This is a genomic window from Rhizobium anhuiense (assembly GCF_003985145.1).
GTDB lineage: Bacteria > Pseudomonadota > Alphaproteobacteria > Rhizobiales > Rhizobiaceae > Rhizobium > Rhizobium anhuiense.
On record NZ_ML133523.1, the window covers coordinates 1 to 22,412 of the forward strand.

General features: G+C 63.0%; 26 protein-coding genes. 8 read left to right on the forward strand and 18 right to left on the reverse strand.

Features of this window, described 5'->3' with window-relative positions; translation table 11 throughout:
* The 6 genes from ccmE to EEQ99_RS10435 all read right to left on the reverse strand — a co-directional run.
* Positions 1-445: cytochrome c maturation protein CcmE (gene ccmE / locus EEQ99_RS10410; protein WP_127430367.1), on the reverse strand; the 445-nt coding region annotated here is incomplete at its 3' end.
* On the reverse strand, positions 442-1,632 hold the full coding sequence (ccmI, locus tag EEQ99_RS10415) for a c-type cytochrome biogenesis protein CcmI (protein ID WP_127430368.1): 1,191 nt from the start codon (positions 1,630-1,632) through the stop codon (positions 442-444). The genes ccmE and ccmI, both read right to left, overlap by 4 nt.
* Before the next feature lie 81 nt (positions 1,633-1,713).
* Complete coding sequence (locus tag EEQ99_RS10420) at positions 1,714-2,136, reverse strand: membrane protein (RefSeq protein ID WP_025554682.1); 423 nt, start codon at positions 2,134-2,136, stop codon at positions 1,714-1,716.
* Between the two features lie 118 nt (positions 2,137-2,254).
* On the reverse strand, positions 2,255-3,658 hold the full coding sequence (locus EEQ99_RS10425; protein ID WP_127430369.1) for a sensor histidine kinase: 1,404 nt from the start codon (positions 3,656-3,658) through the stop codon (positions 2,255-2,257).
* Positions 3,648-4,319 (reverse strand): response regulator transcription factor, encoded by a 672-nt coding sequence (locus tag EEQ99_RS10430; protein WP_018241306.1) that lies wholly within the window; start codon positions 4,317-4,319, stop codon positions 3,648-3,650. The genes EEQ99_RS10425 and EEQ99_RS10430 overlap by 11 nt, the downstream gene beginning before the upstream one ends.
* Before the next feature lie 54 nt (positions 4,320-4,373).
* Complete coding sequence (locus EEQ99_RS10435; RefSeq protein WP_025554677.1) at positions 4,374-4,622, reverse strand: hypothetical protein; 249 nt, start codon at positions 4,620-4,622, stop codon at positions 4,374-4,376.
* 523 nt (positions 4,623-5,145) lie between these two features.
* Here EEQ99_RS10435 and EEQ99_RS10440 point away from each other — a divergent pair.
* Positions 5,146-6,369, forward strand: coding sequence for an MFS transporter (locus EEQ99_RS10440; RefSeq protein WP_127430370.1), 1,224 nt, complete (start codon positions 5,146-5,148; stop codon positions 6,367-6,369).
* 283 nt (positions 6,370-6,652) lie between these two features.
* Here EEQ99_RS10440 and EEQ99_RS10445 read toward each other — a convergent pair whose 3' ends face one another.
* Both EEQ99_RS10445 and EEQ99_RS10450 read right to left on the reverse strand, forming a co-directional pair.
* The gene (locus tag EEQ99_RS10445; protein ID WP_127430371.1) at positions 6,653-6,958 is read right to left on the reverse strand and encodes a Dabb family protein; all 306 of its coding nucleotides are present in this window, start codon (positions 6,956-6,958) and stop codon (positions 6,653-6,655) included.
* 54 nt (positions 6,959-7,012) lie between these two features.
* Positions 7,013-7,714, reverse strand: coding sequence for a hypothetical protein (locus EEQ99_RS10450; protein ID WP_127430372.1), 702 nt, complete (start codon positions 7,712-7,714; stop codon positions 7,013-7,015).
* A 156-nt stretch (positions 7,715-7,870) separates the two neighbouring features.
* Between EEQ99_RS10450 and EEQ99_RS35365 the strand changes: the two genes are divergently transcribed.
* A complete protein-coding gene (locus EEQ99_RS35365; protein ID WP_280178068.1) occupies positions 7,871-8,002 on the forward strand; it encodes a hypothetical protein in 132 nt (43 codons plus the stop codon).
* Positions 8,003-8,123: 121 nt separating this feature from the next.
* Here EEQ99_RS35365 and EEQ99_RS10455 read toward each other — a convergent pair whose 3' ends face one another.
* From EEQ99_RS10455 to EEQ99_RS10470, 4 genes are all read right to left on the reverse strand, one after another.
* Positions 8,124-8,681, reverse strand: a complete 558-nt coding sequence (locus EEQ99_RS10455; protein ID WP_127430373.1) for a TetR/AcrR family transcriptional regulator — start codon at positions 8,679-8,681, stop codon at positions 8,124-8,126.
* 22 nt (positions 8,682-8,703) lie between these two features.
* Positions 8,704-9,165, reverse strand: a complete 462-nt coding sequence (locus tag EEQ99_RS10460; RefSeq protein ID WP_025554821.1) for a nuclear transport factor 2 family protein — start codon at positions 9,163-9,165, stop codon at positions 8,704-8,706.
* A 112-nt stretch (positions 9,166-9,277) separates the two neighbouring features.
* On the reverse strand, positions 9,278-10,210 hold the full coding sequence (locus tag EEQ99_RS10465; protein WP_127430374.1) for a pyridoxamine 5'-phosphate oxidase family protein: 933 nt from the start codon (positions 10,208-10,210) through the stop codon (positions 9,278-9,280).
* 60 nt (positions 10,211-10,270) lie between these two features.
* On the reverse strand, positions 10,271-10,882 hold the full coding sequence (locus EEQ99_RS10470) for a glutathione S-transferase family protein (protein WP_025554897.1): 612 nt from the start codon (positions 10,880-10,882) through the stop codon (positions 10,271-10,273).
* A 143-nt stretch (positions 10,883-11,025) separates the two neighbouring features.
* Between EEQ99_RS10470 and EEQ99_RS10475 the strand changes: the two genes are divergently transcribed.
* Positions 11,026-11,952: a LysR substrate-binding domain-containing protein gene (locus EEQ99_RS10475; RefSeq protein WP_025554896.1), complete on the forward strand. Its 927-nt coding sequence runs from the start codon at positions 11,026-11,028 to the stop codon at positions 11,950-11,952.
* On the opposite strand, the gene EEQ99_RS10480 is transcribed toward EEQ99_RS10475, so the two are convergent.
* The 3 genes from EEQ99_RS10480 to EEQ99_RS10490 all read right to left on the reverse strand — a co-directional run bounded on the left by EEQ99_RS10480 (position 11,922) and on the right by EEQ99_RS10490 (position 15,333).
* A complete protein-coding gene (locus EEQ99_RS10480) occupies positions 11,922-12,290 on the reverse strand; it encodes a DUF983 domain-containing protein (RefSeq protein ID WP_025554894.1) in 369 nt (122 codons plus the stop codon). The two genes, EEQ99_RS10475 and EEQ99_RS10480, sit on opposite strands and share 31 nt — an antisense overlap.
* 308 nt (positions 12,291-12,598) lie before the next feature.
* Complete coding sequence (locus EEQ99_RS10485; RefSeq protein ID WP_127430375.1) at positions 12,599-14,002, reverse strand: aminotransferase-like domain-containing protein; 1,404 nt, start codon at positions 14,000-14,002, stop codon at positions 12,599-12,601.
* Between the two features lie 374 nt (positions 14,003-14,376).
* Complete coding sequence (locus EEQ99_RS10490; protein WP_097623204.1) at positions 14,377-15,333, reverse strand: SDR family NAD(P)-dependent oxidoreductase; 957 nt, start codon at positions 15,331-15,333, stop codon at positions 14,377-14,379.
* A 120-nt stretch (positions 15,334-15,453) separates the two neighbouring features.
* On the opposite strand from EEQ99_RS10490, the gene EEQ99_RS10495 reads away from it, so the two are divergent.
* Together EEQ99_RS10495 and EEQ99_RS10500 are read left to right on the forward strand one after the other, a co-directional pair.
* A complete protein-coding gene (locus tag EEQ99_RS10495; protein WP_127430376.1) occupies positions 15,454-16,395 on the forward strand; it encodes an AraC family transcriptional regulator in 942 nt (313 codons plus the stop codon).
* Between the two features lie 124 nt (positions 16,396-16,519).
* On the forward strand, positions 16,520-17,425 hold the full coding sequence (locus EEQ99_RS10500; protein ID WP_127430377.1) for a S1C family serine protease: 906 nt from the start codon (positions 16,520-16,522) through the stop codon (positions 17,423-17,425).
* A gap of 38 nt (positions 17,426-17,463) precedes the next feature.
* On the opposite strand, the gene EEQ99_RS10505 is transcribed toward EEQ99_RS10500, so the two are convergent.
* Positions 17,464-18,468, reverse strand: coding sequence for a LacI family DNA-binding transcriptional regulator (locus EEQ99_RS10505; RefSeq protein ID WP_097595718.1), 1,005 nt, complete (start codon positions 18,466-18,468; stop codon positions 17,464-17,466).
* A gap of 197 nt (positions 18,469-18,665) precedes the next feature.
* Here EEQ99_RS10505 and EEQ99_RS10510 point away from each other — a divergent pair, with 197 nt between their 5' ends.
* From EEQ99_RS10510 to EEQ99_RS10520, 3 genes are read left to right on the forward strand one after another with little or no spacing between them, the layout of a single operon-like run.
* Positions 18,666-19,580: a sugar phosphate isomerase/epimerase family protein gene (locus tag EEQ99_RS10510; protein WP_047614347.1), complete on the forward strand. Its 915-nt coding sequence runs from the start codon at positions 18,666-18,668 to the stop codon at positions 19,578-19,580.
* Positions 19,581-19,612: 32 nt separating this feature from the next.
* Positions 19,613-20,536 carry a TIM barrel protein gene (locus EEQ99_RS10515; RefSeq protein ID WP_127430378.1) on the forward strand — a complete coding sequence of 308 codons (924 nt, stop codon included), beginning with the start codon at positions 19,613-19,615 and terminating at the stop codon, positions 20,534-20,536.
* Between the two features lie 10 nt (positions 20,537-20,546).
* Positions 20,547-21,710 carry a Gfo/Idh/MocA family protein gene (locus tag EEQ99_RS10520; protein WP_127430379.1) on the forward strand — a complete coding sequence of 388 codons (1,164 nt, stop codon included), beginning with the start codon at positions 20,547-20,549 and terminating at the stop codon, positions 21,708-21,710.
* A 27-nt stretch (positions 21,711-21,737) separates the two neighbouring features.
* Here the strand turns inward: EEQ99_RS10520 and EEQ99_RS34540 are convergent, their stop codons facing one another.
* Together EEQ99_RS34540 and EEQ99_RS10525 are read right to left on the reverse strand one after the other, a co-directional pair.
* A complete protein-coding gene (locus EEQ99_RS34540) occupies positions 21,738-21,908 on the reverse strand; it encodes a hypothetical protein (RefSeq protein WP_164735918.1) in 171 nt (56 codons plus the stop codon).
* A 67-nt stretch (positions 21,909-21,975) separates the two neighbouring features.
* Positions 21,976-22,368 (reverse strand): hypothetical protein, encoded by a 393-nt coding sequence (locus EEQ99_RS10525; RefSeq protein ID WP_047614341.1) that lies wholly within the window; start codon positions 22,366-22,368, stop codon positions 21,976-21,978.
* Positions 22,369-22,412: the final 44 nt, after the last annotated feature.

Sequence of the window (22,412 nt, forward strand, 5' to 3'; positions counted from 1 at the left end):
CGCCTTGCCCTTCCTTCCACAGCCCCTGGGATTTGAGCCGGTCGGCCACATCCTTCGGCATATAGGTCTCGTCATGCTTGGCCAGCACGGTGTCGGCGACGAAGACATTCGTTCCCGGCGTAAACATGCCTTCGGTGACGACGCCCTGGCCCTCGCGGAAGAGATCGGGAAGGATGCCGGTATATCTCACCTTGACGGCATTGGCGCTGGCGTCGGTGACGGCAAATTCCACCGTCGAGCCGGTGCCGCGCACGACGCTGCCCTCGCCGACCAGGCCGCCGAGCCGGATGCGGGTTTCCGGCGCCACCGGCGTCTTCGCCAGATCGGCCGGCATGTAGAAATAGGCGACCGACTGGCTGAAGGCGAACATCACCAGCAGCACGGCGGCGGCGATGAAGCCCATGCCGCCGGCGATCACCGCAAGGCGCTTCTGCTTGCGCGTCATTGCGCCATTCCTTCCGTTGCTATGCCGAGTTCCCGGGCAAGCGCCAGCAGTTGTCGGCCTTGCTCTCCGGCCGGCGGAAAGGCTGCAAGCCCGCGCTTCAGGGCGCCGGCAGCACGATCCCTATCGTTCAATACGGCGTAAGAGCGGACGAGCCGCATCCATCCCTCGAAATTGTTCGGATCCTCGCTGAGCTTGGCATCGAGGCTTTCGACCATGCCGCGGATCATCTGCTGCCGGTCGCCGGCGTTCATGGTCTCGGCGGCCGCCACATCTTGCTGCGTGGGATTGCCCGGGGCAGCCGAACCGGCGCCCGGGGCAGCCGGATCGGCGCCCGGGGCAGCCGCATTGGCGCCCGGATTAACAGCTACCGGCGCGCCGCCGTTCTTGGCGATGTGTTGGTTGACCAGCGGCAGCCAGGGCGCATCGGGCGGCGATTGCTTCGCCAGCGCCTCGAAGGCCTGGCGCGCCTCATCGGGCCGTCCCGCCTGCTCGCTGCTGAGAGCGATGTAGAAGCGGGCGCGCGGATTGTCAGGCTCCAGCGTCAGCGACTGTTCCAGCACCTGGCGCGCCTCCTCCGTCACCACGCCGTCGGAGACCGCCATCAGCGTCTCGGCAAGGCCGTCGAGCCGGACCGGGCTCGGGCCGAGAAGCCGGATGGCATTGCGGTAGGCCACTTGCGCATCGTTGACGCGCATCGTGCGGAAATAGATCGGCGCCAGCACGTCCCAGCCCTTGCCGTCATCGGGCTTCTCGGCCAGGTGCCGTTCGGCCTTGGTGATCAGCACCGCCACATCGTTGCCGGGGTTTTCCAGCCGCGCTTCCAGCGGCTGCGAGGGCAGGTCCGGCCTGCCCGTCGCCAAGTAAAGACAGAGCCCGAGAACCGGCAGAACCAGGAGGACGCAGGCCTCGGTGAAACGGTGATGCCGTGCGGGTTTCGGCGTCTCAACCGGTTCGTCGGCAGAGACGGCGATCAGCCGGCGGCCGATTTCCGCCCTGGCGTAGTCTGCCTCCTCCGGGGTGATCAGCCCGCCACTGAGGTCGCGGTCGAGTTCACGCAGCTGGTCGCGATAGACTGCCGCCTCGCCCGCACGGATATTTTCCGCCGCCTTCGCTCCGCGCAGAAGGGGGTAGAGCAGGATGACGGCGACGACTGCCGTCAAAACGGCAACGAGAATCCAGAACAGCATACCGGCCCAAATACGTGAAGCGCGCCTTCATTCCAACTGCCAAAGCCGGAATGACGAAGATTTGAGGCTATAAGCCGCAATTCAGAGCGGCGACCAGCTGCCGTCCTCGTTGCGGCAGGCAGCGCCTCGCGCCACGGTGTCCTTGCCGTCGACGGTCAGCGTATGGGTATATTGCCGGCAGTTCTGCGAACCGACCTGATAGGGTGCGGCCGCGACGACCTTGCCGGTGACATCCTTGCCTGTCCACAGCACCGGTTGGCCGACGGCGGCGCCTTCCAGCGCCCGATATTCCGCCTCGAGCGCCCGCTGCTTGTCGCTATCGTTCAAGTTCACCCCGCTGCGGCCGACGATGCCGCCCTGCAGCGCGGTGATGAAGGTGGCCGATGCCGGGGGTTTGCCTGAAAAAATGCCGCGCGAAGCAGCGCTCTTCGTCGTCGTGCAGCCGGACAGCGCGACGGCGACGAGAAGAGCGGAAACGATCATGCCTTGCGAGCGTAAAATCATTGCGTCGAACCACGATCAGGGGTCAATTTCAGCCGATCGAAGTGCAGCGTCCCCGTGTCAGCATTAAGGCAAAGCATGCTATACATTTGCCAGTATCTTTGTGACATCAAGTAGTTGCTCATGCAACATCCTTTGTGATGCCGGGCAGGATAAGCTTCGCCTTCAACCCACCCCATTCGCCGCGGGAAAGCTCGAGCCGTCCCTGATACTCGCTGGAAATCTCGGTGACGATCGAAAGCCCGAGCCCGGTTCCGGGCTTGCTCTCGTCGAGCCTGCGGCCGCGCTTCAGCGCCTCGCGGATCTGGTCCGGCTCCAGGCCCGGCCCGTCATCCTCGACGGCGAGCTCCACCCAGTGGCGGCGTGCGCTGGCCTCCGCTCCCTTGACGTCGTCGCCGGCCTCGACGGCCGAAAGCCGCACCCTGCTTTTGGCAAAACGCGCCGCATTCTCCAGGAGATTGCCGACCGTCTCCTCGAGATCCTGCTGCTCCATGGCGACGGCCAGATGCGGCGGCGAGACGACGAGATCGAATTCGGTATCGACGTTCAGCCGGCGCATAACGCGCAGCAGCCGCTCCAGCGCCGGCTCGGCATCGGTGCGGGCGAGCACGGATTCTCGTTGCGCGGCGATGCGGGCCCGATTGAGATAGGACTGCACCTGCCCCTGCATCGATTCCGCCTGGCTGCGCACCAGCTCGCCATGGGATTTTTCCAAGACACGCGCCTCGTTCAAGAGCACGGCGATCGGCGTCTTCAGCGAATGGGCGAGATTGCCGACCTGCATGCGGGCCCGCTCGACGATGCGGCGGTTGCTGTCGATCAGCGCATTCACCTCGTTGGCGAGCGGCAGGATCTCGCGCGGGAAGTCGCCTTTCAGCTGCTCGCTCTCGCCGGCACGGATGCGCTCCAATGCGGCGCGTGCCTTGTCGAGCGGCTTCAGGCCGTAGAGAATCGCCAGCGCGTTGACGATCAGGCTGCCGACGCCGAAACCGGCAAGCGCCAAATAGAGGCTATGGGAAAAGGTGCGCACGTCGTCCTCGACGACATCGACATTGCCGGTGACGCGGACGCGGGCTGCGCGCCCGTCGGTATCGAGCACGACTTCGGTTTCGGCCACCTGCACGCGGTTTCCGGAGGCATCCGTCACCTGGTAGTAGCGCTCGTAATTCTTGTCGAAGGGCGCTTCGACCACCGAGGGAACCGGAATGAGCGCAGAGCCGAGTGACGGCGACACCAGCGGTGCTGTGGTATAGGTGCCAAGCGGTTCCACCACCCAGTACCAGCCGGTCTTCGGCTGGGCAAAACGCAAATCGCCGAGCTGCGGGCTGCCGCTGAGCGCGCCCTGATCGCCAATCGTCACCGAATTGATGACGTTATAAAGCTGCGCCCGCAACAGATCCTGAAAACCGCGTTCGGCGCTCTTGCGGTAAAGGGTGGAGATCAACAGGCCGATCACGACGAGCGCCACCGTCGACCAGACCGTGGTCAGCAGCAACACACGTGCGGTGAGCGACTTAATTCGCATGTTTCGGCGCTTGGATGCGGTAGCCGAGACCGCGCACCGTTTCGATCAGGTCGACGCCCATTTTCTTGCGCAGGCGGCCGACGAAGACTTCGATCGTGTTGGAATCGCGGTCGAAATCCTGGTCGTACATGTGCTCGACCAGCTCGGTGCGCGAGACGACCTCGCCCATGTGATGCATGAGATAGGCGAGCAGGCGATATTCGTGCGAGGTCAGCTTCAGCGTCGTGCCGTTGACCGTCGCCTTCGAGGATTTGGTATCGAGCCGCACCGGGCCGCAGATGATCTCGGATGAGGAATGCCCGGCCGCACGCCGGATCAGCGCCCGAATGCGGGCCAGCACTTCCTCGACATGGAAGGGCTTGGTGACGTAGTCGTCGGCGCCGGCGTCGATGCCGGCGACCTTGTCGCTCCAGCGGTCGCGCGCCGTCAGGATCAGCACCGGCACGCCGCGGCCGGCGCCGCGCCATTTTTCCAGAACGGTGACCCCGTCCATCTCCGGCAGGCCGATATCAAGGATGATGGCGTCATAGGGTTCGGTGTCGCCGAGGAAATGGCCCTCCTCGCCGTCGAACGCCTGGTCGACGACATAGCCCGCCTCCTTCAGCGTGTCGGCCAGCTGCCGGTTCAGATTAACGTCGTCTTCGACTACCAGGATGCGCATCGGTCCGCCTTCGTCCGCTTGAAATCATCAATGTCCTGAATAAGCCGATTCCGCTTACATCGGAACCTTTACCGTCACTTTGCGTGGACGCTGCCCATTGCCCTGCACAAGAACGGTGATGATGCAGGTATCGCCCACCGGTTGCACGGACAGGAGCTGGCCGCCCGTCTGCTCGACGACCTGGGCTGCGGCGGCGCTGCAATCGCCTGCCACGCGCAGGACAAGGGTGCTCGTGGCGTCCGATGAGGGCGCCGATACCACCAGTCCGGCGGCCAATGCTGCGACGCTCAGAGGAAAGGCCATGTGTTATGCTTTCAAGGTAATGCCAACTTGTCCCGAATATGTACTCACGCGACCTGAATGGCAAATGAATGCGCTGTAATGCAGGGCGTTTAGAACTGTTCTCGACTGTTCGGGACAGCCGGTTTCAGCGCCTGGAAACCACCGCCGCGGCAAGCTCCGACGGCCTTGCCCGGCGCTTGAAAATGATGCCCTCCGGCCTTGGTATCCACGCATTCTTCATCACCTCCCGCTAAGGCGTGGAGCCGGCAGGCCCCACCCCACGGCCATTGTCTGCGAATCGGCCACGCCGTTCCGATTCCGGCCGACGGCAGCCGGGATAGACCGGCCGATGTCCGCGCGCTTCAGCCCGCATCGGGTCGTCCTGAAATTGTACCGATGTTTCGTGTCATTCATGTCATCATTTCATCTTTTCGTCCGATCGGGGAAAGCGCAGATGGCGCGGCGGAATGCCGATCGCCGCTTTCGCCGACTGGTTGAAACTGTTATGTCCTTGCTGCTCCCCATTTCAGGCCGCTCAGCACCAATGCCAAAATCCTCCCGCTTCCGCTCGGCGCAGACGGTCACCGTGCTTGCCGTTACCCAGCTGATCGGCTGGGGCACAACATTCGACATGCTGGGTGTCATGGGCCGCGTCGTGGCGCCTGCTCTCGGCCTGCCGAACGAGGTGGCGTTTGCCGGCCTGACGATCATGATGATGGTCAGCGCCATTGCCGGCCCCGTGACCGGCCGCTGGCTCGGGCGCTACGGCGCCGCCCGCGTGCTTTCGGCCGCCTCGCTGACCTTTGCGCTTGGCCTGCTGCTGCTTGCCGCCGCAAACGGCATCGTGCTCTATGCCTGCGCCTGGGTCGTCATCGGCATCGGCGGCGCGTTCGGCCTGTCGGCGCCGGCCTATACCGCCGTCGTCGAGCGCGAAGGGGTAAACGGCAAACGCGTCATCGCCATCCTGATGCTGTTCACCGGACTATCGAGCGCCATCTTCTGGCCGATCCTCAGCCTGCTCAACGAGGCGGTCGGCTGGCGGCTCACCTTTCTCGTCTGCGCGGCGCTGCAATTCTTCGTCTGCCTGCCGCTGCATCTTTTCGCCCTGCCGAAACCGATCGTAGCGCAAGCCGAAGGCAGCACGGCCGGAATCGCTCCGGTACCGCTCACCAAGGCGGCGCGGCGCAAGGCCTTCCTGCTGATTGCCGCGGCGACGACGATCACGACCTTCATCACCTTCGGCATCTCGCCATCGCTGCTCGAAATCTTCCGCCAGTCCGGCGCCTCACCGGCCTTCGCGCTACAACTCGGCTCAGCGCGCGGCGTTCTCGGCATCTCGGCGCGTTTCCTCGACATGCTGCTCGGCCGGCGCGGCAATCCCATGCTCAGCGCTGTCATGGGCATCGGGCTGATGCTGATCAGTTTCCTGACGATGCTGGTCGCCAGTCCGTCGGCGCCGCTGCTCATCACCTTCGTGCTGCTCTACGGCTTCGGCGCCGGCGTCATGACCGTCGCCCGCGCGCTTCTACCGCTGGCGCTGTTCTCGCCGGGCGAATATGGCCTGCAATCGGCCCGGCTGCCGCTGCCGCAAAACCTCGCCAATGCCATCGCTCCCGTCGTCTTCACCGCCATCCTCGACCGCGCCGGCACCGGCCCGGCACTTTTTGCCTGCGCCGCTCTCGCGGCATTGTCACTGGCCTTCATATTGATGCTGATGGGGCTGGTGCGCGGCGCCCACGCATCGCAGCCAAGTCCGGTCGCTCCGTGAGAGCCCAGCCCGTAAAATCAGCCATTCTTAATCTGTCTTGATTATCATCGACATCGGGACGAGAGCACCTTTGCGTCCACCCAACGCGACCGCTGCAGCGATCTGGCGATGAACCGGCCGCCGCTTTTGGCGAATCTTTTGAATCGGTTGCCGTCGCCTTTTCGAAAATTGAATCCGGTGGCTCAGAAGTTGATTCAGATTCAGGGCGATGCGAATCCGGATGGCTTCTCATCCACTTGAAATTTCAACGAAATGTGGCTCGGCCGCCGGCTGCCTGGGGAAATCAGAGCGGCCGCGTCACCGCCGTGCGGCTCTCGTAGTCGGCGGCAATGCGCTTTTCCCGGAGCGGCCGCACGCGATCGATCGAGAGCTGATAATCGGGATGGGCCTTGTAGGCGGCAAGGGCCGCCTCGTCGTCGAATTCGCCGTAGACCACGAGATCGATCTCGGTGCCCAGTTGATCGGTCTTCACATTGGTGCCGATTTCCAAAAGCCGCGCATGCGGAATGCCGGTCAGTATGGAAAGCCCGGCCCTCACCTCCTGCAGATGTTCCTCCTGCACGGTGAAGAAGACGATATGGCGGATCACGCGCAAGCTCCTGTCAGATTTGTCAAAATGATGCAGCGACCTTGGCGCATCCTATCAGACGCGCGGCGCTCCAGATCTCAGCCGGGCGATAACACGCGCGCCCCAGGCCTTCAACCGCGCGCGCATGCCATGCGCAGCATCGGGACGTATCGCCGCATCGAAGGCCATGGCATAGGCTGCGAGCTTTTCCGCCCGGTCGGTACCATTGACGATGCGGCGCGCATTCACCCAGTCAGCGGTCGTCGCGTTCAGGTGATCGGCAAGCTTGTGGCCGGTAAAACTGCCCTGCAGCATGCCTTCGATCAGGATCGTCACTGCCGCGTCCATCTCCATCGCGCGGTCGGGATCGGCAACGAGGTCGATACCGGTCAGCACGCTCATCGCCTGATAATTCCGCTTATGGGTGAGTTGCACCAGGCCGCGACCAAGCCAGCTGCGGCCACCCTCATCCGGCCGCCAATAGGGCGTCTTTACCCAGGAAAGCCGGCCGGCGGCAAAGGCCGTCTCCAGGATTTCGACCGCGCGCCCATCGCTTTCGGCCAGCGTCTCCCGGACCGGCTGCATCGTGTAGGCGGTCTCGTGGTAAGCGGTTGCGAGGATATAGGCAAGCCAGCGCCAGTCGGCATCGGCAAACCGCCTTTCCCAGGCGTCGAGAATCGCCGTGATGCCCACTACCTGAGGCTGCGTCAGCTCTCCCTTGAAGAGTTCGCGCCGCACAGTATCGAAAAAGAAGGCCCGATCCATGTGGACAACCATTCCGCGCTTCCCATAAATTTCATGGTTAAAACCGTCTTAATCGATTAAAATCTATTTAATCGTTTAAAGTGTTTAAGCCACTGATTTACACACCTTTTGTCTTGTGCAATGCATCTTCTTGCCCTGAAGCCTTACCACGAAAAGAGGAGACTTCCGATGCAGATGCCCGCCAATGCCCCGACCACCATTCCCCAGCACGTTGTCGACCAGATGGAAAACGAATGGCGCCAGATTCGCCCTGAACGGGAAAATACGCGCCCGGCCCAACAGCCTCAACAACAACGCTGATATACGCAAAGCGATACCGATGTAAGCTCGAGCGCCACCCGCGCCCGATCAATGCCCCGGCCAGTCAATCGTGGCCGGGCGAATTTTCACAGTTGCCATAACGTCCCGATGGCCTGACTCATCACAGCACAGCATCAAGCCGTTTCGCCAGCGTTTCCAGCGATCGGGTGAAAACTGCTGTATCATCAAGCGCGCGCGACAGCACCAGCGCGCCTTGAATGCCCGCGACGGCCTCCTCGGCGAGCGCCAACGCCTCCTCCTCCGGACAGCCAGCCCGCATCAGCGCCGAGCGCAAGGCGCCGACCCAGCGGATGAAATAGTTGCCGATCGCTGCTGAAAACCGTTCCCGGGTCTCATCAAGCGCAAAGGCGCCGACGAGGCAGATGCGGCGGCCGGAGCGGAAATAATCGTTCACATTCGCCCACATCGCCGCGATCGCCTGATGGGCGTCGTCCTTCCTCAGCGGCCGATAGATCGCATGTTCGAACCAGGCATCGACCTCGGTGAGCACGGCGCCCGCCATCTCCTCCTTGCCGCCGGGAAAGAAGTGATAAAGGCTTCCCTTGCCGATGCCGGTGCGTTCGGTGATGCGGCTGAGCGACGTGCCCTCATAGCCGAACTCGCGGAAGATTTCGGCGAGCAGCGGTACGATGTCGGCGCGTTCGTAGAGGGTCTTCACCGGCGGGCTTTCCTGGTTCGCTCTAGAGACCGAGTTCGCTCAGGCCCGGATGGTCGTCCGGCCGTCGGCCGAGCGGCCAATGATATTTGCGTTCCGATTCCCGGATCGGCAGATCGTTGATGCAGGCGAAGCGGCGCTGCATCAGGCCGGCGGCGTCGAACTCCCAGTTCTCGTTGCCATAGGAGCGGAACCAGTTGCCGCTGTCGTCATGCCATTCATAGGCAAAGCGCACGGCGATGCGATGATCGGTGAAGGCCCATATCTCCTTGATCAGCCGGTAATCCAGCTCCTTTGCCCATTTGCGGGTGAGGAAGGCGACGATCTCGGCGCGGCCGGTGATGAACTCGGCGCGGTTCCGCCAGCGGCTGTCCGGCGTGTAGACAAGCGAGACGCGCTCGGGATCACGGCTGTTCCAGCCGTCCTCGGCGAGACGGACTTTCTGGGTGGCGGTCTCAAGGGTGAAGGGCGGGACGAGGCTGGACATAGGTTCTCCTGGACAAGGGGTTCTCCTGGACAAGGAGCTCTCCGGTACTGAATGGTTTCATTGTACCGATCGGTACAATGATTGGCAAGGTGGGGCGAAACGGTGTTTCCCCTCATAGGTCGCGAGGCAGGCTCCAGCGCAGCGGCAGGGAATCCGGGCGGAACACGACCGCTTCGGGGGTGAAACGCCACAGCCGTTCCGCCCGTGGAAAGGCGGTAATCTCAGGGGACTCCAGCAGCACCTCGGCTCTTCCCGTCATCTGCAGCATGTCGCCGGTTGCGAAATCGACGAAGGCCAACCCCGCCTTCGGATTGACGAGGAAATTGCCGAGCGTGTTGAAGAACCGATTGCCGGGAAAATCGGGAATGGTCAGCACGCCATCGGCGCCGACATCGATAAAGCCGGCGTAGCCGCCGCGATGCGACACGTCCACCTGCCGTTCACCATTGTTGCGATCGACATAGGAGGCGACAAAGAACGTATCGGCTCCCTCGACCATCCGCCGCGCCCGATCGTCGAGCTGGCCGGAATGAAGCGGCGGTATCGCTGTGGCCAGATCGGGATCGCGGACAAAGGCGGAAGAGCGAGGCTGGATATATTGCGGGCAATTGCCGAAACTCTGGCCGACGCGCACGTGGAAAGCTCCGGCATCCGCCCTGCGGATCACACCGTTCAGCCGATTGCGCCGCCGGGTCTCGAGCTGGATACCGAGCATCGCGATCGCATCGCCATCCTCCATGCCGGCGTCGGCAGGATCGGCCGGGTCGCGCGCCAGGCTGACATCAAGGATCTCCGGCTCCGGCGAGACCAAGAAACCCGGGTGGCCGGCCCGCACCGTCGCCCAGACCTCGCCCTTGGCATCGACCGCGCCGAGCACGATAAAGGGCAGCATCGGAAAGAAGGCGCGGTGCTGCTCCGGCATGGCCTTGCGGAGGAAATTGCGTCCCGGCCCGTCCATGCGCTCGACGACGCCGACGCTGCGCTGCATGGCGAGTTCACCTTCATGCCAGGGTGACGGCGCGTCCTGTCTTGTCTGCTCCAGCATCACGGGTCTCCTTGCGGGCATGGTTCGGGAAACCGGGACGGTGATCCGCCCCGGAGGATCTTATGCGGCAAGGCCGATCTTGGTCTTGCGAAAGCCGACGAAGCCCGGCAGCGCCTCGATGCGCGCAAGCCAGGCACGGACGTTTGGATAGGCCGAGATATCGACATTGCCCTCCGGCGCATTGGCAATGTAGCTGTAGAGCGCGATGTCCGCGATCACGGGATTGCCGCCGAGCAGGAAATTGCGGCCGTCGAGTTCCGCCTCGATCAGCGCCAGAATGCGATGCGCCCGGGCGATCACCTCGTCGGTGCGGAAGTCGGCGCCGAAGACGGTGACCAGGCGTGCAGCACATGGCCCGTAGGCGATCTCGCCTGCCGCAACCGAGAGCCATTTCTGTATCCGCGCCGCGGCCACCGCCTCTTCCGGCAGCCAGTCAGTGCGGCCGTATTTGCGTGCGAGATAGACGAGAATGGCAGAGGAATCGGCAATGACCGTGCCATTGTCGTCAAGGACCGGCACCTGGCCAAAGGGATTGAGCTTCAGGAAGCCCGGCGCCTTGTGGGCGCCCGCCGCCATGTCGACCTCGACCAGTTCATAGGGTACGCCAAGCAGCGACAGGAACAAATGGACCCGGTGCGAATGGCCGGAAAGCGGGTGATGGTAGAGTTTCATGATGGTTCCTTTGGTCTTCCTGATCGACGGGACGCGATTGCGATGGCCGTTTCGAAACCATCTGCTGCCAATTTACTGCCTTCCATCTGACTACAGTAGAATGCTAATCTGGAAGGCATACTCCCAATTCATGGAAGGATAGGATGGACCGCCTCGACGCCATGACCGTGCTTCTCGCCGTTGTCGAACAGGGCAGCCTGTCGGCCGCCTCACGGCATCTGCGATCCCCGCTCGCAACCGTCAGTCGCAAGGTTTCGGACCTGGAAGCCCATCTCAACGCCCAGCTACTGCAGAGAAGCAACCGGAAGATCACGCTGACAGAAGCGGGCCGCTCCTATGTCGAGGCGGCGCGGGAAATTCTCGACCGGGTGGAAGAAGCGGAACGGACTGCTGCCGGCGAATACAGTGCGCCGAAAGGCGAGTTGACGATGACCGCGCCGATCGTCTTCGGGCGGCTGCATGTCCTGCCCGTCGTGGTGGATTTCCTGAAAGCCTATCCCGATATCAATCTGCAGCTGATGCTCGGCGACAGGCTGTCGAACCTCGTCGAGGATCATATCGACGTGGCGCTCCGGATCGGCAACCTGCCGGACAGCAACCTGATCGCCACAAGGCTCGGCGCGATCCGCCGCACGGTCTATGCCAGCCCCGATTATCTCTTGCGGCACGCCCTGCCCCGGCATCCTGGCGATCTCGCCGCGCATGACTGCGTCACCTTCGAGGGCATGGCCTCGGCGCTGAGCTGGACCTTCACTGAAGGGAAACGCGATCTCACCGTGCCGATCCATTCGCGGCTTGCCGTCAACACCGCCGAAGCCGCGGTCGATGCGGCCGTCGCCGGTCTCGGCATCACCCGCGTGCTCTCTTACCAGGCCGCACGCGCCGAAATGGCCGGCCTGCTGGTGCCGCTGCTCCAGGATTTCGAACCGCCGCCGGCGCCGGTGCATCTCGTCTATCCCGCACAGGGGCTGGTGCCGCTGAAATTGCGGGCGCTGCTCGATTTCGCAACGCCGCGGCTGCGCGCGACGCTGAACAAGTCTCAGGCGAGCTTGCCCTCCTCCGCCTTGTAGAAATACTGGCTGGCGACCAGCCAGCCCTTCAGTGGCCGCAGCGGCGGAATGCAGGTGGCGAGCATGAAGGGGCCGGTGACCAGAAGCTGCACCCAGATCGGCGCCGAAAAGGCCACCTCCAGCCAGACGCCAAGCAGCACGCTCGGAATGCAGGCGAAGCAGATGACGAAGAAGGCCGGGCCGTCAGCCGGATCGGCAAAGGAATAATCGAGGCCGCAGACCTCGCATTGCGGCTGCAGCGTCAGAAAGCCCTTGAACATATGCCCCTCGCCGCAACGCGGGCAGCGTCCCCTGATGCCGGTCTGTATCGGAGGAAGTGGCGGATATTCGGTGTCCATGATGACCTCGTCCTATCTGGCGCGGAACATTGATTCCATCAATTCCGCACATTGAATGCATTCAATATAGTTACATTGCAAATGCATTACCAGTCAACTCGTCAGAATGCCGCAGGTTTCCTGCCGACTGGCCGGGGCTGATCAACGGCAAACATGAAAATGGAGATCAAAGCGGCGCCATAACGGGAGCGCACCGAATGCGGCGGCCGCATTCGGCCATCCCGAACGGTTCGAGTCGCGGCGGATTTGATGGGTGACCCTTCCGGCTTTCGGATGCGCCCGGTAGGTTCAGCCGCAACGCTTGAACGTCAGAAGAACGAGGCCGCCATCTCGGGCGGGCCTTCCAGCGCATGGGCCATGAATTCCAGCGCGCCCTGCAACTTCTCCCGGGTGATCGGTCCGCCGAGGCAGACGCGCACCGCCTCGGGCGCCGTGCCCTCCACCGTGAAGGCATCGCTTGCTACGACGCCGATGCCGGAGGAGCGGGTATGGCTGCCGAAGGTGGAGCGGGTCCAGCCGTTGGAAAGCGGCAGCCAGATGTTGAAACTGATCGGATCGGCGCGGTAGCTGCCGGCAGGCAGGATGGTGGCGACCATCTGCTGGCGGGCGGCGGCCTCGGCACGGATGAAGCGCAGGATCGTATCGGCGGTGCCATCCTCGATCCAGCGGGTGGCGAGCGCCACGGTCAGCGGCGAGGCCATGACGTTGTTGGCGCGCATGGCGCTGACGAAGGGCCATACGGCCTTGCTGTCGGGCGCCACGACATAGGCAAGGCGCAGGCCCGCACCGATGCATTTTGCCAGTCCGCCAATATGCCAGGTCAGATCAGGCGCTGTTGCCGCGAGCGGCGCCGGACCTTGCTGCGGAATGAAGCCGTAGGCATCGTCTTCGACAATCGGCACGTGATATTTGCGGGCAACGGCGCAGATTTCCTCGCGCCGCCTGACCGGGATGGTCAGCGTCGTCGGGTTCTGCAGCGTCGGATTGAGATAAAGCGCCTTCGGCTTCAATCTCTCGCAGGCCTCGGCAAAGGCGTCGGGCAGGATACCGTCCTCGTCCATCGGCAGGCCGGTCAGATTGAGCCGCAGCTGGGCGGCGATCGAGCGCATGCCGGGATAGGTGATGACTTCCGAAAGCACGGTTTCGCCGGGTTTTGCCAGCAGACCAAAAATCGCCAGCAGGGCCGGATGGGCGCCTGGCGTGACGAAGATCCGCTCCTGCGACGGCACCAGCCCGCGACGGCTGAGCCAGGAGGCTGCAGCCTCCTTGTCCATGCTGGAGCCGCCGAAACCCTGATAGCGCAGCAGCGGAATGAGGCTCGCCACTACTGCCGACATGCCCTCGCGCATGCGGGCAATCAGTTCCGGGTCATCCGGCTCCGGCGGCATGTTCATCGAGAAATCGACGACGGAGGCGCGGCGGGGATCGGGCGCGGCGTCGGGCGCAAAACCCTGGCGCTCCTTGTCGGCGCCACCGGTGACGAAGGTGCCGCGGCCGACATGCGAATCCACCAGCCCGCGCTTCTGCGCCTCGACATAACCTCTGGCTACCGTCGTGAAATCGACATTCAGCCGCTTGGCGAGTTCACGTTGCGGCGGCAGCCGGTCCCCAACCACCAGATGCCCGCTGCGCAAATCCATTTCGATCACGTCGGCGATCGCCATATAACGAGGACTGCTGCTGCGGCTGAGATCGGGATGCCAGTCTTTCATGTCGTGATCCGTGTCAGTCTGATTCCTGATGAGATTGACGGTATATTGTTGCACAATGCCGCTGTCACGAAAAATGTCGCGCGCCAAGTTGGGGAAGCGACGCTGGCCGGTATGGCGCAGCTTTTGCGCACTCCTTGATACGTTTTAATGACGGATTGTCGCCGGATTTGACTGCTATTTGCGCAAATACAATCTGGCACGTCAGCCGTCATCCACCGCGGGATCTCTTTTCCGGCAACATCCGCCCCGGCGAGGCGCTGCGGATCGAGTTGATCGGGCTTTCACCCGAGTAGTCCCGGGTGAGCCACGAGGACGGCAAGACAATCGGCAGCGTCTCAGCACGCATTGACGAGGGTTTGCCGCGAGCTATGGCTTCAGGCCGCCGCGAAAGCGTCAATGCCGGTCAACCTTGCCGACAGGATCCATAGGCGCGCTGCCTCCTCGGCATCGGCTGCATGGTCGCTGACACCGCCGGGTTCTCCATCCGTTGCGCGGATGGCGATATCGCAGTCCTCGCAATAGAGGCCTCCCATACCGTCGAGTTGCGGCGAGGTCGCCGCCCAGACCTGCGTGGCGGCCCCCTGGGATGGCGTCTTGAACGTCGGATCCATCGGATTGCCGTCCGCATCGATCCAGCCGGCACTGACCATTTCCTCCTTTGCGAGGTGGCGCTGCAAGGGGGTAAAAATCTTGCCCGGGTGCAGCGAGAAGGCGCGGATGCCGCTGTCGCGCCCGAGCCTGTCCAGATGCACGGCGAAAAGTGCGTTGGCAGTCTTCGACTGGCCGTAGGCCCGCCATTTGTCGTAACCGGTCTCGAATTGCATATCCTCCCATCGTATGGCGGAGTTGCGATGGCCACCGGAGGAAACCGAAACGATGCGAGCGCCGCGCGAGATTGCCGGCCAAAGGCGATTGACCAAGGCAAAATGGCCGAGATGGTTGGTCGCGAACTGTGCCTCCCATCCGTCGCCGACGCGCGTTTCCGGGCAGGCCATGATGCCGGCGCTGTTGATCACCATATCGATGCTGCGGCCAGACGCGACGAACCGCTCGGCAAAGACGCGAACGCTTTCGAGGTCGGAAAGGTCGATCCGATCAATCTCTACGCCATCGATGCCGGCGACCGCGCTGCGCGCCGCCTCGATGCTCCTTGCGCCGATGATCACCTTAGCGCCCGCGCCCGCCAGAGCCCGTGTGGCCTCGAGCCCGAGGCCGGAATGGCCACCGGTGACGATGGCGCGCTTGCCGGAAAGATCGAGACCGGCCAGAACCTCGTCGGCAGTCGTGTAGGCTCCAAATCCGGAGCCGATGGGGACTTGTTTGTCATTCATGATAACTACCCTTGTTCCGTGTTGCCGTCGCTCGGCACGACGACCGCGAGAATAAGGCGTGGCCTCCAGACGATCTATGCGCTAAAGTCCGTCATCTCTTCGCCATCGTCCGGATTTCTTATGGACCCATTATCCGATGTTCTCGCACTGCTCAAACCGCGCAGCTATGTTTCCGCTGGGCTTGACGCTGGCGGTGCGTGGGCGATCGATTTTCCGCCCCCTGATGGCATCAAGTTCAACGCGGTGATGTCAGGCGCGTGCTGGCTGAGCGTCGATGGCGTCCCCGAAGCTGTCCGCCTCGAGGAAAGCGACTGCTTTCTGCTGACGAGCCGCCGAGCCTTTCGTCTCGCCAGCGATCCGACTCTCGAAGCGATCCCGTCCGACGCGATCTATTCGATCGCCCGCGATGGGATTGCAACTTGCGGCGGCGGCGGCGATTTCTTCCTGATCGGCAGCCGTTTTTCCTTTTCGGGGGGAAATTCGGACATCCTTCTCGGAATCCTGCCGCCGATCGTCCATGTGAAGAAGGATTCCGATCACGCCGCCGTGCTGCGCTGGTGTCTCGATCGGATGACGCGCGAATTGCGTGACCAGCAGCCGGGTGGCTTTCTGATGGCGGAGCATTTTGCTCATGTCATGCTCATGCAGGTATTGCGCCTCCATATCGCATCGCCGAATGCGCGCGGCGTCGGCTGGCTTTTCGCGCTTGCCGACCGGCGGATCGGTGCGGCTATCCGTGCGGTGCACGCCGATCCGGCCCGCAAGTGGACCTTGCAGTCGCTGGCTGAACGGGCCTCGATGTCCCGGTCGAGTTTTGCTCTTCACTTCAAGGAAAAGGTCGGGCTTGCCCCGATGGATTATTTGACGCGCTGGCGCATGCTTCTCGCAGGTGACCGATTGACGAACTCGGCTGAAGCAATCGCCGGTGTCGCCCTGTCGCTCGGCTATGAATCCGAAAGCGCATTCAGCACTGCTTTCAAGAGAGTGATGGGATGCTCGCCGCGGCAATATGGTCGCGCTCAACCGCCCGGGGCCATGCGAGATAGTCTCGGCGCTCAGTGAAACCTTGATTGGTGCAGGCATCAGCGTTGGCCTGCCGAAATTCCGTCCGATACGGCCTTGCACCCGCCGTTCATTCTCTTACCTATTCAAGGAAGAATGCTCCGGCGCCCATCGGGATAAAAGCATGAATATCGATCCGATTCTGCGGTCAGTCGTGGCCGTCCGTTCCTCCATTCCGGAAGATGCCTTCACAGCGCAGACGCTGGGCACTGTCCGGGAGGGCAGCGGCGTGGTCATTCGCGACAACGGGCTGGTGCTGACCATCGGTTATCTCATCACCGAGGCTGAAGAAGTATGGCTCACGACCCATGACGGGCGCGTCGTTCCCGCGCATGCGCTTGCCTACGATCAGGAGAGCGGCTTCGCCCTGGTGCAGGCGCTTGGCCCGCTGAATGCGCCGGCGGTGGATCTCGGCGACGCGGCCACGGCCAAGCCCGGCGATTCTGTCGTGCTCGCCGATGGGATCGGAGAATTCGTCCAGGCAAACATCGTCGCCCGGCAGGAATTTGCCGGCTACTGGGAATATCTGCTGGACGAGGCGATTTTCACGGCACCGGCCCATCCCTCGTGGGGCGGTGCCGCATTGATCGGTTCGGACGGCAAACTTCTCGGCATCGGTTCGCTTCGCCTGCAGATGAGCCAGGGCGACGAGGTCGCCGATATCAACATGGTCGTGCCGATCGACCTTTTACCGCCGATCCTCGACGATCTGTTGAACCGGGGCCAGGTCAACAAGCCACCGCGGCCCTGGCTCGGTGCCTTCTCCGCCGAGAGCAATGGCGGCGTGGTGGTGATGAGCGTGGCCGAAGGCGGTCCGGCCGCCCAGGCGGGCCTGCGGCAGGGCGATATCATCTCGGAGATCCGCGACGAGGAGGTCGACGGCCTGGCCGATTTCTACCGCAAGCTATGGAGCAGCGGTCCCGCCGGCGCCGAGATCCCCATGCGGGTCCTCAGGAACGGCCGGGAAGCCTGGCTGCGCATCAAGTCCGCCGACCGCAACAGTTTTCTCAAGAAGCCTCAGTTGCAATAGGGGCGCGCCGGCGCCCCAAAACGCCGATTACATCCACCTCAAAGATTTTCCCGCGTGATCGTGAGGAAGCGCACTGGCTCGGCGCTGACTTCCACCTCGATGAGACCAAGCCTGTTCAGGGCAAGGTCTATCGAACGCCTCGCCTGGACCTCCGGCGCCTGATCGAGCACGATCGACATGATACCACGGCGGAGATAGTCCTGCGTCTGCCCGGTCAATTCGTGGCCGACCCAGAAGGGCCGCCCGGCCTTGTTGGCCGCGAGCACCCTGGCAACGCCCTTGTTGTCGCCGCCGGCGCTATAGACGCCGATGATGCCGGGCTCCCGCCTCAACGCCGCTTGCAGCAGTTCGATGGCATTGTGCTCGTCGTCGAGATCGAACATGACTTCGATGAAACGATGCTCGTTTGAAGCATGGTCCGAGAGATAGGCGGAGAAGCCACGGATCCGCTCCTTATGGTTCTCATAGGCGCCGCTATGGCAGAGAGCGACGAAGGAGCCGGGGCGCTGCGCCAGCATGCCCGACATGTAATGGGCGGCGGTGCGGCCGGCGGCGTAATTGTCGATACCGACATAGGGCAGTTCGGGGGCCGGACGGGTCATGATCTGGACGACGGGAATGCCGAGACCGGCCGCCTTCCGCACGCTGGTGACGACATCGGCATGGTCGGGCGCGACCACGATCAGCGCCGACCGGCGGGCCGTCGGGTTGGCGATATAGCGGGCAAATTGCGCCGGCTCGTTCTCGCGCACGAAGGTGCGGTGAACGACGATGCTGTCGTCGAGCGAGGCGGCGATGCGCTCGAACGCCCGGTTCAGGCGCGAATAGAAGCTGGTCTCCGGGCGAACCAGGATCACCTCGATCCGGATCAGGCCGCGATGGGCGACCGGCAGGCTTTGCCGGTATTCAAGCCGTCTTGCCGCTAGAAACACCTTCTCCACCGTCTCCGGCCGAACGCCGCCGCGATTATTGAGGACGCGCTCCACCGTCGCGGTGCCGACGCCGGCTTCCCGGGCCACATCCTTCAAAGTCACCTTCGTCACAGGCTTATTCACTCCCAAAGCTGACACAGCAGAGCATCCGCGCTTCGCACGGTCAATGATCAAATTTGATCATCGAAGCATTGGAATATCGAGGCGCCGCGGCAGTATCGTGGCGGCAATCCGGGAGGAGCACCGGAAGCATGAAACGAGATCAAGGAGCGTCCGCCGGCGATGGCTGGGGATGACGGAGGAACCAGATGAAGATCGCACTCGACCCGCATATGCACCGTCACCTCAACCTCAACGACCTCTGCCGCAAGGCGGCGGAGCTCGGCTATGAGCATATCGAGCTTTCGCCGCGTGACGATTTTCTGCCCTGGTGGGTGCGCCCGCGGGCACACAAGGAACGCATCGCGGAATTCAAGGCTGCGCTGAAGGATCATGGCGTCCAGCTCGCCTCGCTGCTGCCGATGTATCGTTGGGCGAGCCCGCATGAGGATGAGCGGCAGGCGGCGGTGCGCTACTGGAAGGAAGCGATCGAAATCGCGGCCGAAATGGGCTGCGATACGATGAACTCGGAATTCGGCCGCGGCCCGTCACCGGATCGCAGCCACCGCTCCAACTGCTGCGGCGGCATGCACACCCACGAGCACAGCGAGGCAGCCTGGTGGCGCTCGATGGAAGAGCTCGTTCCGGTGTTCGAGCGCGAGGGTGTCACGCTCAACATGGAGCCGCATCCGGAAGACTGGTGCGAAACGCTGCATCCGGCGATCGACATGCTGAAGACCATCGGCTCGAAGAACGTCAAGTTCCTCTATTGCGCGCCGCATACTTTCTATTTCGGTGACGACATGGCGCGGATGATCCGCGATGCCGGCCCGCTGATCGCCCATGTGCATGTGGCCGATACCTATAATCACAAGGCGTCGTCAGGGCTGCGCTACATCATCAACCCGCCGGGCGCCAAGGTCACGATCCATCAGCACATGGATATGTACCAGGGCGAGATCAACTGGGATGTGTTCTTCTCCTCGCTCGCCGCTGTCGGCTTCGACGGCATCATCACCGCCTGCGTCTTCGGCTGGGAAGACCGCGCCGATGAATCCGGCCGCTTCATGCGCGCCGAAATCCAGAAATATGTCGACAAATACTGGCCCGGGAAACGCGGCTGACCCTCGGCATCACCACTATCAGGAACAGAACCGTGACCATCACGATTACGACGGCCCCCTGCTGCTGGGGCGTTGATGACGTCAACAATCCAAACCTTCCCGCCTGGGAGCGCGTCTTCGACGAGGCCGCCGCCGCCGGCTATGGCGGCCTTGAGCTCGGGCCCTACGGCTACGTGCCGCTCGATGATGCGCTGGTCGCCAAGGCGCTTGCCGAACGCAATCTGTTCATCGTCGCCGGCACGATCTTCGACGATCTGGTCTCCGCCGACAATCGGGAGACATTGCTGCGGCAGACCGACGAAATCTGCGCCGTGATCACCCGGCTGCCGCAGCCGGAACAGGTGGCGGGCCAGCGGTTCAGGACGCCCTATCTCACGGTCATGGACTGGGGCCATGACGAGCGAGACTATGCCGCCGGCCATTCCGATCGTGCGCCGCGCCTCGACGACAAGGCCTGGGCCGGGATGATCGCCAATATCACGGCGATCGCCGAACTTGCTCAGCGCAAATACGGCGTTCGCGCCGTCATCCATCCGCATGCGGGCGGTTATATCGAATTCGCCGACGAGATCGAGCGGGTGGCGAACGACATTCCGCAGGCAGTCGCAGGATTCTGCCTTGACACCGGCCATACTTATTATGCCGGCATGGACCCGGTGGAGACGCTGCGCCGCTATGCCGACCGGCTCGACTACGTCCATTTCAAGGATATCGACCAGGCCGTCTTCGACCGCGTGCTCGGTGAAAGGATCCGCTTCTTCGAGGCCTGCGGACAGGGCGTGATGTGCCCGATCGGCCGCGGCATCATCGACTACCCCGCCGTCAAGCGGACGCTCGAGGAGATCGGTTATCACGGCTTCATCACCGTCGAGCAGGAGCGCGATCCGAGGAATGTCGCCGGCAGCCTCGACGATGTGAAGCAAAGCCGCGATTACCTCAGGTCCGTTGGTTTTTAGGGAAAACACTATGACGAATGACAGGCGAAAGCCGATCCGCTGGGGCATGGTCGGCGGCGGCAAAGGCAGCCAGATCGGCTATATTCATCGCTCGGCGGCGCATCGCGACGACGTCTTTGCCCTTGCGGCGGGCGCCTTCGATATCGATCCCGAGCGCGGTCACGCCTTCGGTCTCGATCTCGGACTCGACGCAGCCCGGAGCTACCCGGACTATGCGACGATGTTTGCCGCCGAAGCCGCACGCGCCGACGGTATCGAGGCGGTGTCGATCGCAACACCCAACAACACTCATTTCGCGATCTGCAAGGCAGCTCTCGAACATGATCTGCATGTGATCTGCGAAAAGCCGCTCTGCTTTACCATCGCCGAAGCCGAGGAGTTGAAGGCGCTTTCAAAAGCGCGCGGCCGGATCGTCGGCGTGACCTATGGCTATGCCGGCCATCAGATGATCGAGCAGGCGCGCGCCATGGTCAGGAATGGCGATCTCGGTGAGATCCGCATCGTCAACCTGCAATTTGCGCACGGCTTCCACAGTGCCGCGGTGGAGGAGCAGAACCCGTCGACGCGCTGGCGTGTCGATCCGAAATTCGCGGGCCCCAGCTATGTCCTCGGCGACGTCGGAACCCATCCGCTCTACATTGCCAAGGTCATTCTGCCGCACCTCAAGATCAGCCGCCTCCTCTGCACCCGCCAGAGCTTCGTCAAAAGCCGCGCGCCGCTGGAGGACAATGCGGTGACCCTGATGGAATACGACAATGGCGCGATCGCCACCATCTGGTCGAGCGCCGTCAATGCCGGCTCCATGCACGGCCAGAACATCCGCATCGTCGGCTCGAAGGCCAGCATCGAATGGTGGGATGAGCGGCCGAACCAGCTCTCCTACGAAATCCAGGGGGAACCCGCCCGCATTCTCGAGCGCGGCATGGACTATCTCTATCCCGAGGCCAGGATCGACGACCGCATCGGCGGCGGCCATCCGGAAGGCCTTTTCGAAGCCTGGGCGAACCTCTACCGTCGCTTCGGCTTTGCCATCAACAGAGCGCGCGGCCTCGCGCCGGCGGGCATTGAGGATCTGGTCTTTCCCGATGTCGATGCCGGGCTGGAAGGGGTGCGCTGGGTGGAAAACTGCGTGCGGTCCGCCGACGCCGGCGGGGTCTGGCTGGATTATCGCTAGGCCGTCAACCGCGGTGTGACGCTATGCTCAGATAAGCCGGTCGTCATCTTCCGCCGCCTGCGGCGCGCGGCGACGTGTGCTGTCGTTGGCGGCTTTTTTCTGCCCGTCGGCTGATGCCTCAGGGACTTTCTTGAGGCTTTCGCCGCCGGCGTCGTCTGCGGCTGGCTGCGGGTCGCTCTTTTTTTCAAAGCGGATCATGGGTCATTTCCTGCTTCAACAGTGGGAGCGCTCCGCAGATATATCGGAGCGCTCTGGAAGAACGGTGTCAGACGGCAAGCGCAGTGGCGCAGCCTTGAACACTTCGGCTGTCGGACGAGGTCTGCCCAGGCATGGTTGCCCAGCCGCCCGCCTCGACAAACTGACGCTGCTTGTAGCCATCGTTAAGCGCTTTGAACTCGATCAGTTTAGCGCTCGCATCCGGCGCCGCCTTGAAGCGCTCGACGCAAATGGCCGACGCCAATTCTCCGCGTGCGGTGTCGCCGGCGGCGGCTGCCGCTTTGCTTGACGTGCCGCCTGTGACCCAGCCTCCCCAGCTGAAGCCGATGATCATCGTGGCGATCGCCGTGACGACGCAGGCCCAGACGAGAAGCGTCTTGGATGGCTGGTAATTGTCGAAACGCTGGGTAATCGATGTCTTGCTGCTGCTCTGCACGGACATTGGAATTCTCCCTGTCTACTGTTCGGGTTGCGCCGTCCGGCGAC

Coding starts and splice junctions, on each gene's coding strand:
- EEQ99_RS10495 (WP_127430376.1), top strand. CDS start 15,454: ATGGACCCATTATCCGATGTTCTCGCACTGCTCAAACCGCGCAGCTAT.
- EEQ99_RS10490 (WP_097623204.1), bottom strand. CDS start 15,333: ATGAATGACAAACAAGTCCCCATCGGCTCCGGATTTGGAGCCTACACG.
- EEQ99_RS10435 (WP_025554677.1), bottom strand. CDS start 4,622: ATGGCCTTTCCTCTGAGCGTCGCAGCATTGGCCGCCGGACTGGTGGTA.
- EEQ99_RS10480 (WP_025554894.1), bottom strand. CDS start 12,290: ATGGACACCGAATATCCGCCACTTCCTCCGATACAGACCGGCATCAGG.
- EEQ99_RS10430 (WP_018241306.1), bottom strand. CDS start 4,319: ATGCGCATCCTGGTAGTCGAAGACGACGTTAATCTGAACCGGCAGCTG.
- ccmI (WP_127430368.1), bottom strand. CDS start 1,632: ATGCTGTTCTGGATTCTCGTTGCCGTTTTGACGGCAGTCGTCGCCGTC.
- EEQ99_RS10525 (WP_047614341.1), bottom strand. CDS start 22,368: ATGTCCGTGCAGAGCAGCAGCAAGACATCGATTACCCAGCGTTTCGAC.
- EEQ99_RS10465 (WP_127430374.1), bottom strand. CDS start 10,210: ATGCTGGAGCAGACAAGACAGGACGCGCCGTCACCCTGGCATGAAGGT.
- EEQ99_RS10475 (WP_025554896.1), top strand. CDS start 11,026: ATGGACCGCCTCGACGCCATGACCGTGCTTCTCGCCGTTGTCGAACAG.
- EEQ99_RS10470 (WP_025554897.1), bottom strand. CDS start 10,882: ATGAAACTCTACCATCACCCGCTTTCCGGCCATTCGCACCGGGTCCAT.
- EEQ99_RS10500 (WP_127430377.1), top strand. CDS start 16,520: ATGAATATCGATCCGATTCTGCGGTCAGTCGTGGCCGTCCGTTCCTCC.
- EEQ99_RS10440 (WP_127430370.1), top strand. CDS start 5,146: ATGCCAAAATCCTCCCGCTTCCGCTCGGCGCAGACGGTCACCGTGCTT.
- EEQ99_RS34540 (WP_164735918.1), bottom strand. CDS start 21,908: ATGATCCGCTTTGAAAAAAAGAGCGACCCGCAGCCAGCCGCAGACGAC.
- EEQ99_RS10425 (WP_127430369.1), bottom strand. CDS start 3,658: ATGCGAATTAAGTCGCTCACCGCACGTGTGTTGCTGCTGACCACGGTC.
- EEQ99_RS10420 (WP_025554682.1), bottom strand. CDS start 2,136: ATGATTTTACGCTCGCAAGGCATGATCGTTTCCGCTCTTCTCGTCGCC.
- EEQ99_RS35365 (WP_280178068.1), top strand. CDS start 7,871: ATGCAGATGCCCGCCAATGCCCCGACCACCATTCCCCAGCACGTTGTC.
- EEQ99_RS10520 (WP_127430379.1), top strand. CDS start 20,547: ATGACGAATGACAGGCGAAAGCCGATCCGCTGGGGCATGGTCGGCGGC.
- EEQ99_RS10450 (WP_127430372.1), bottom strand. CDS start 7,714: ATGGTTGTCCACATGGATCGGGCCTTCTTTTTCGATACTGTGCGGCGC.
- EEQ99_RS10485 (WP_127430375.1), bottom strand. CDS start 14,002: ATGAAAGACTGGCATCCCGATCTCAGCCGCAGCAGCAGTCCTCGTTAT.
- EEQ99_RS10510 (WP_047614347.1), top strand. CDS start 18,666: ATGAAGATCGCACTCGACCCGCATATGCACCGTCACCTCAACCTCAAC.
- EEQ99_RS10460 (WP_025554821.1), bottom strand. CDS start 9,165: ATGTCCAGCCTCGTCCCGCCCTTCACCCTTGAGACCGCCACCCAGAAA.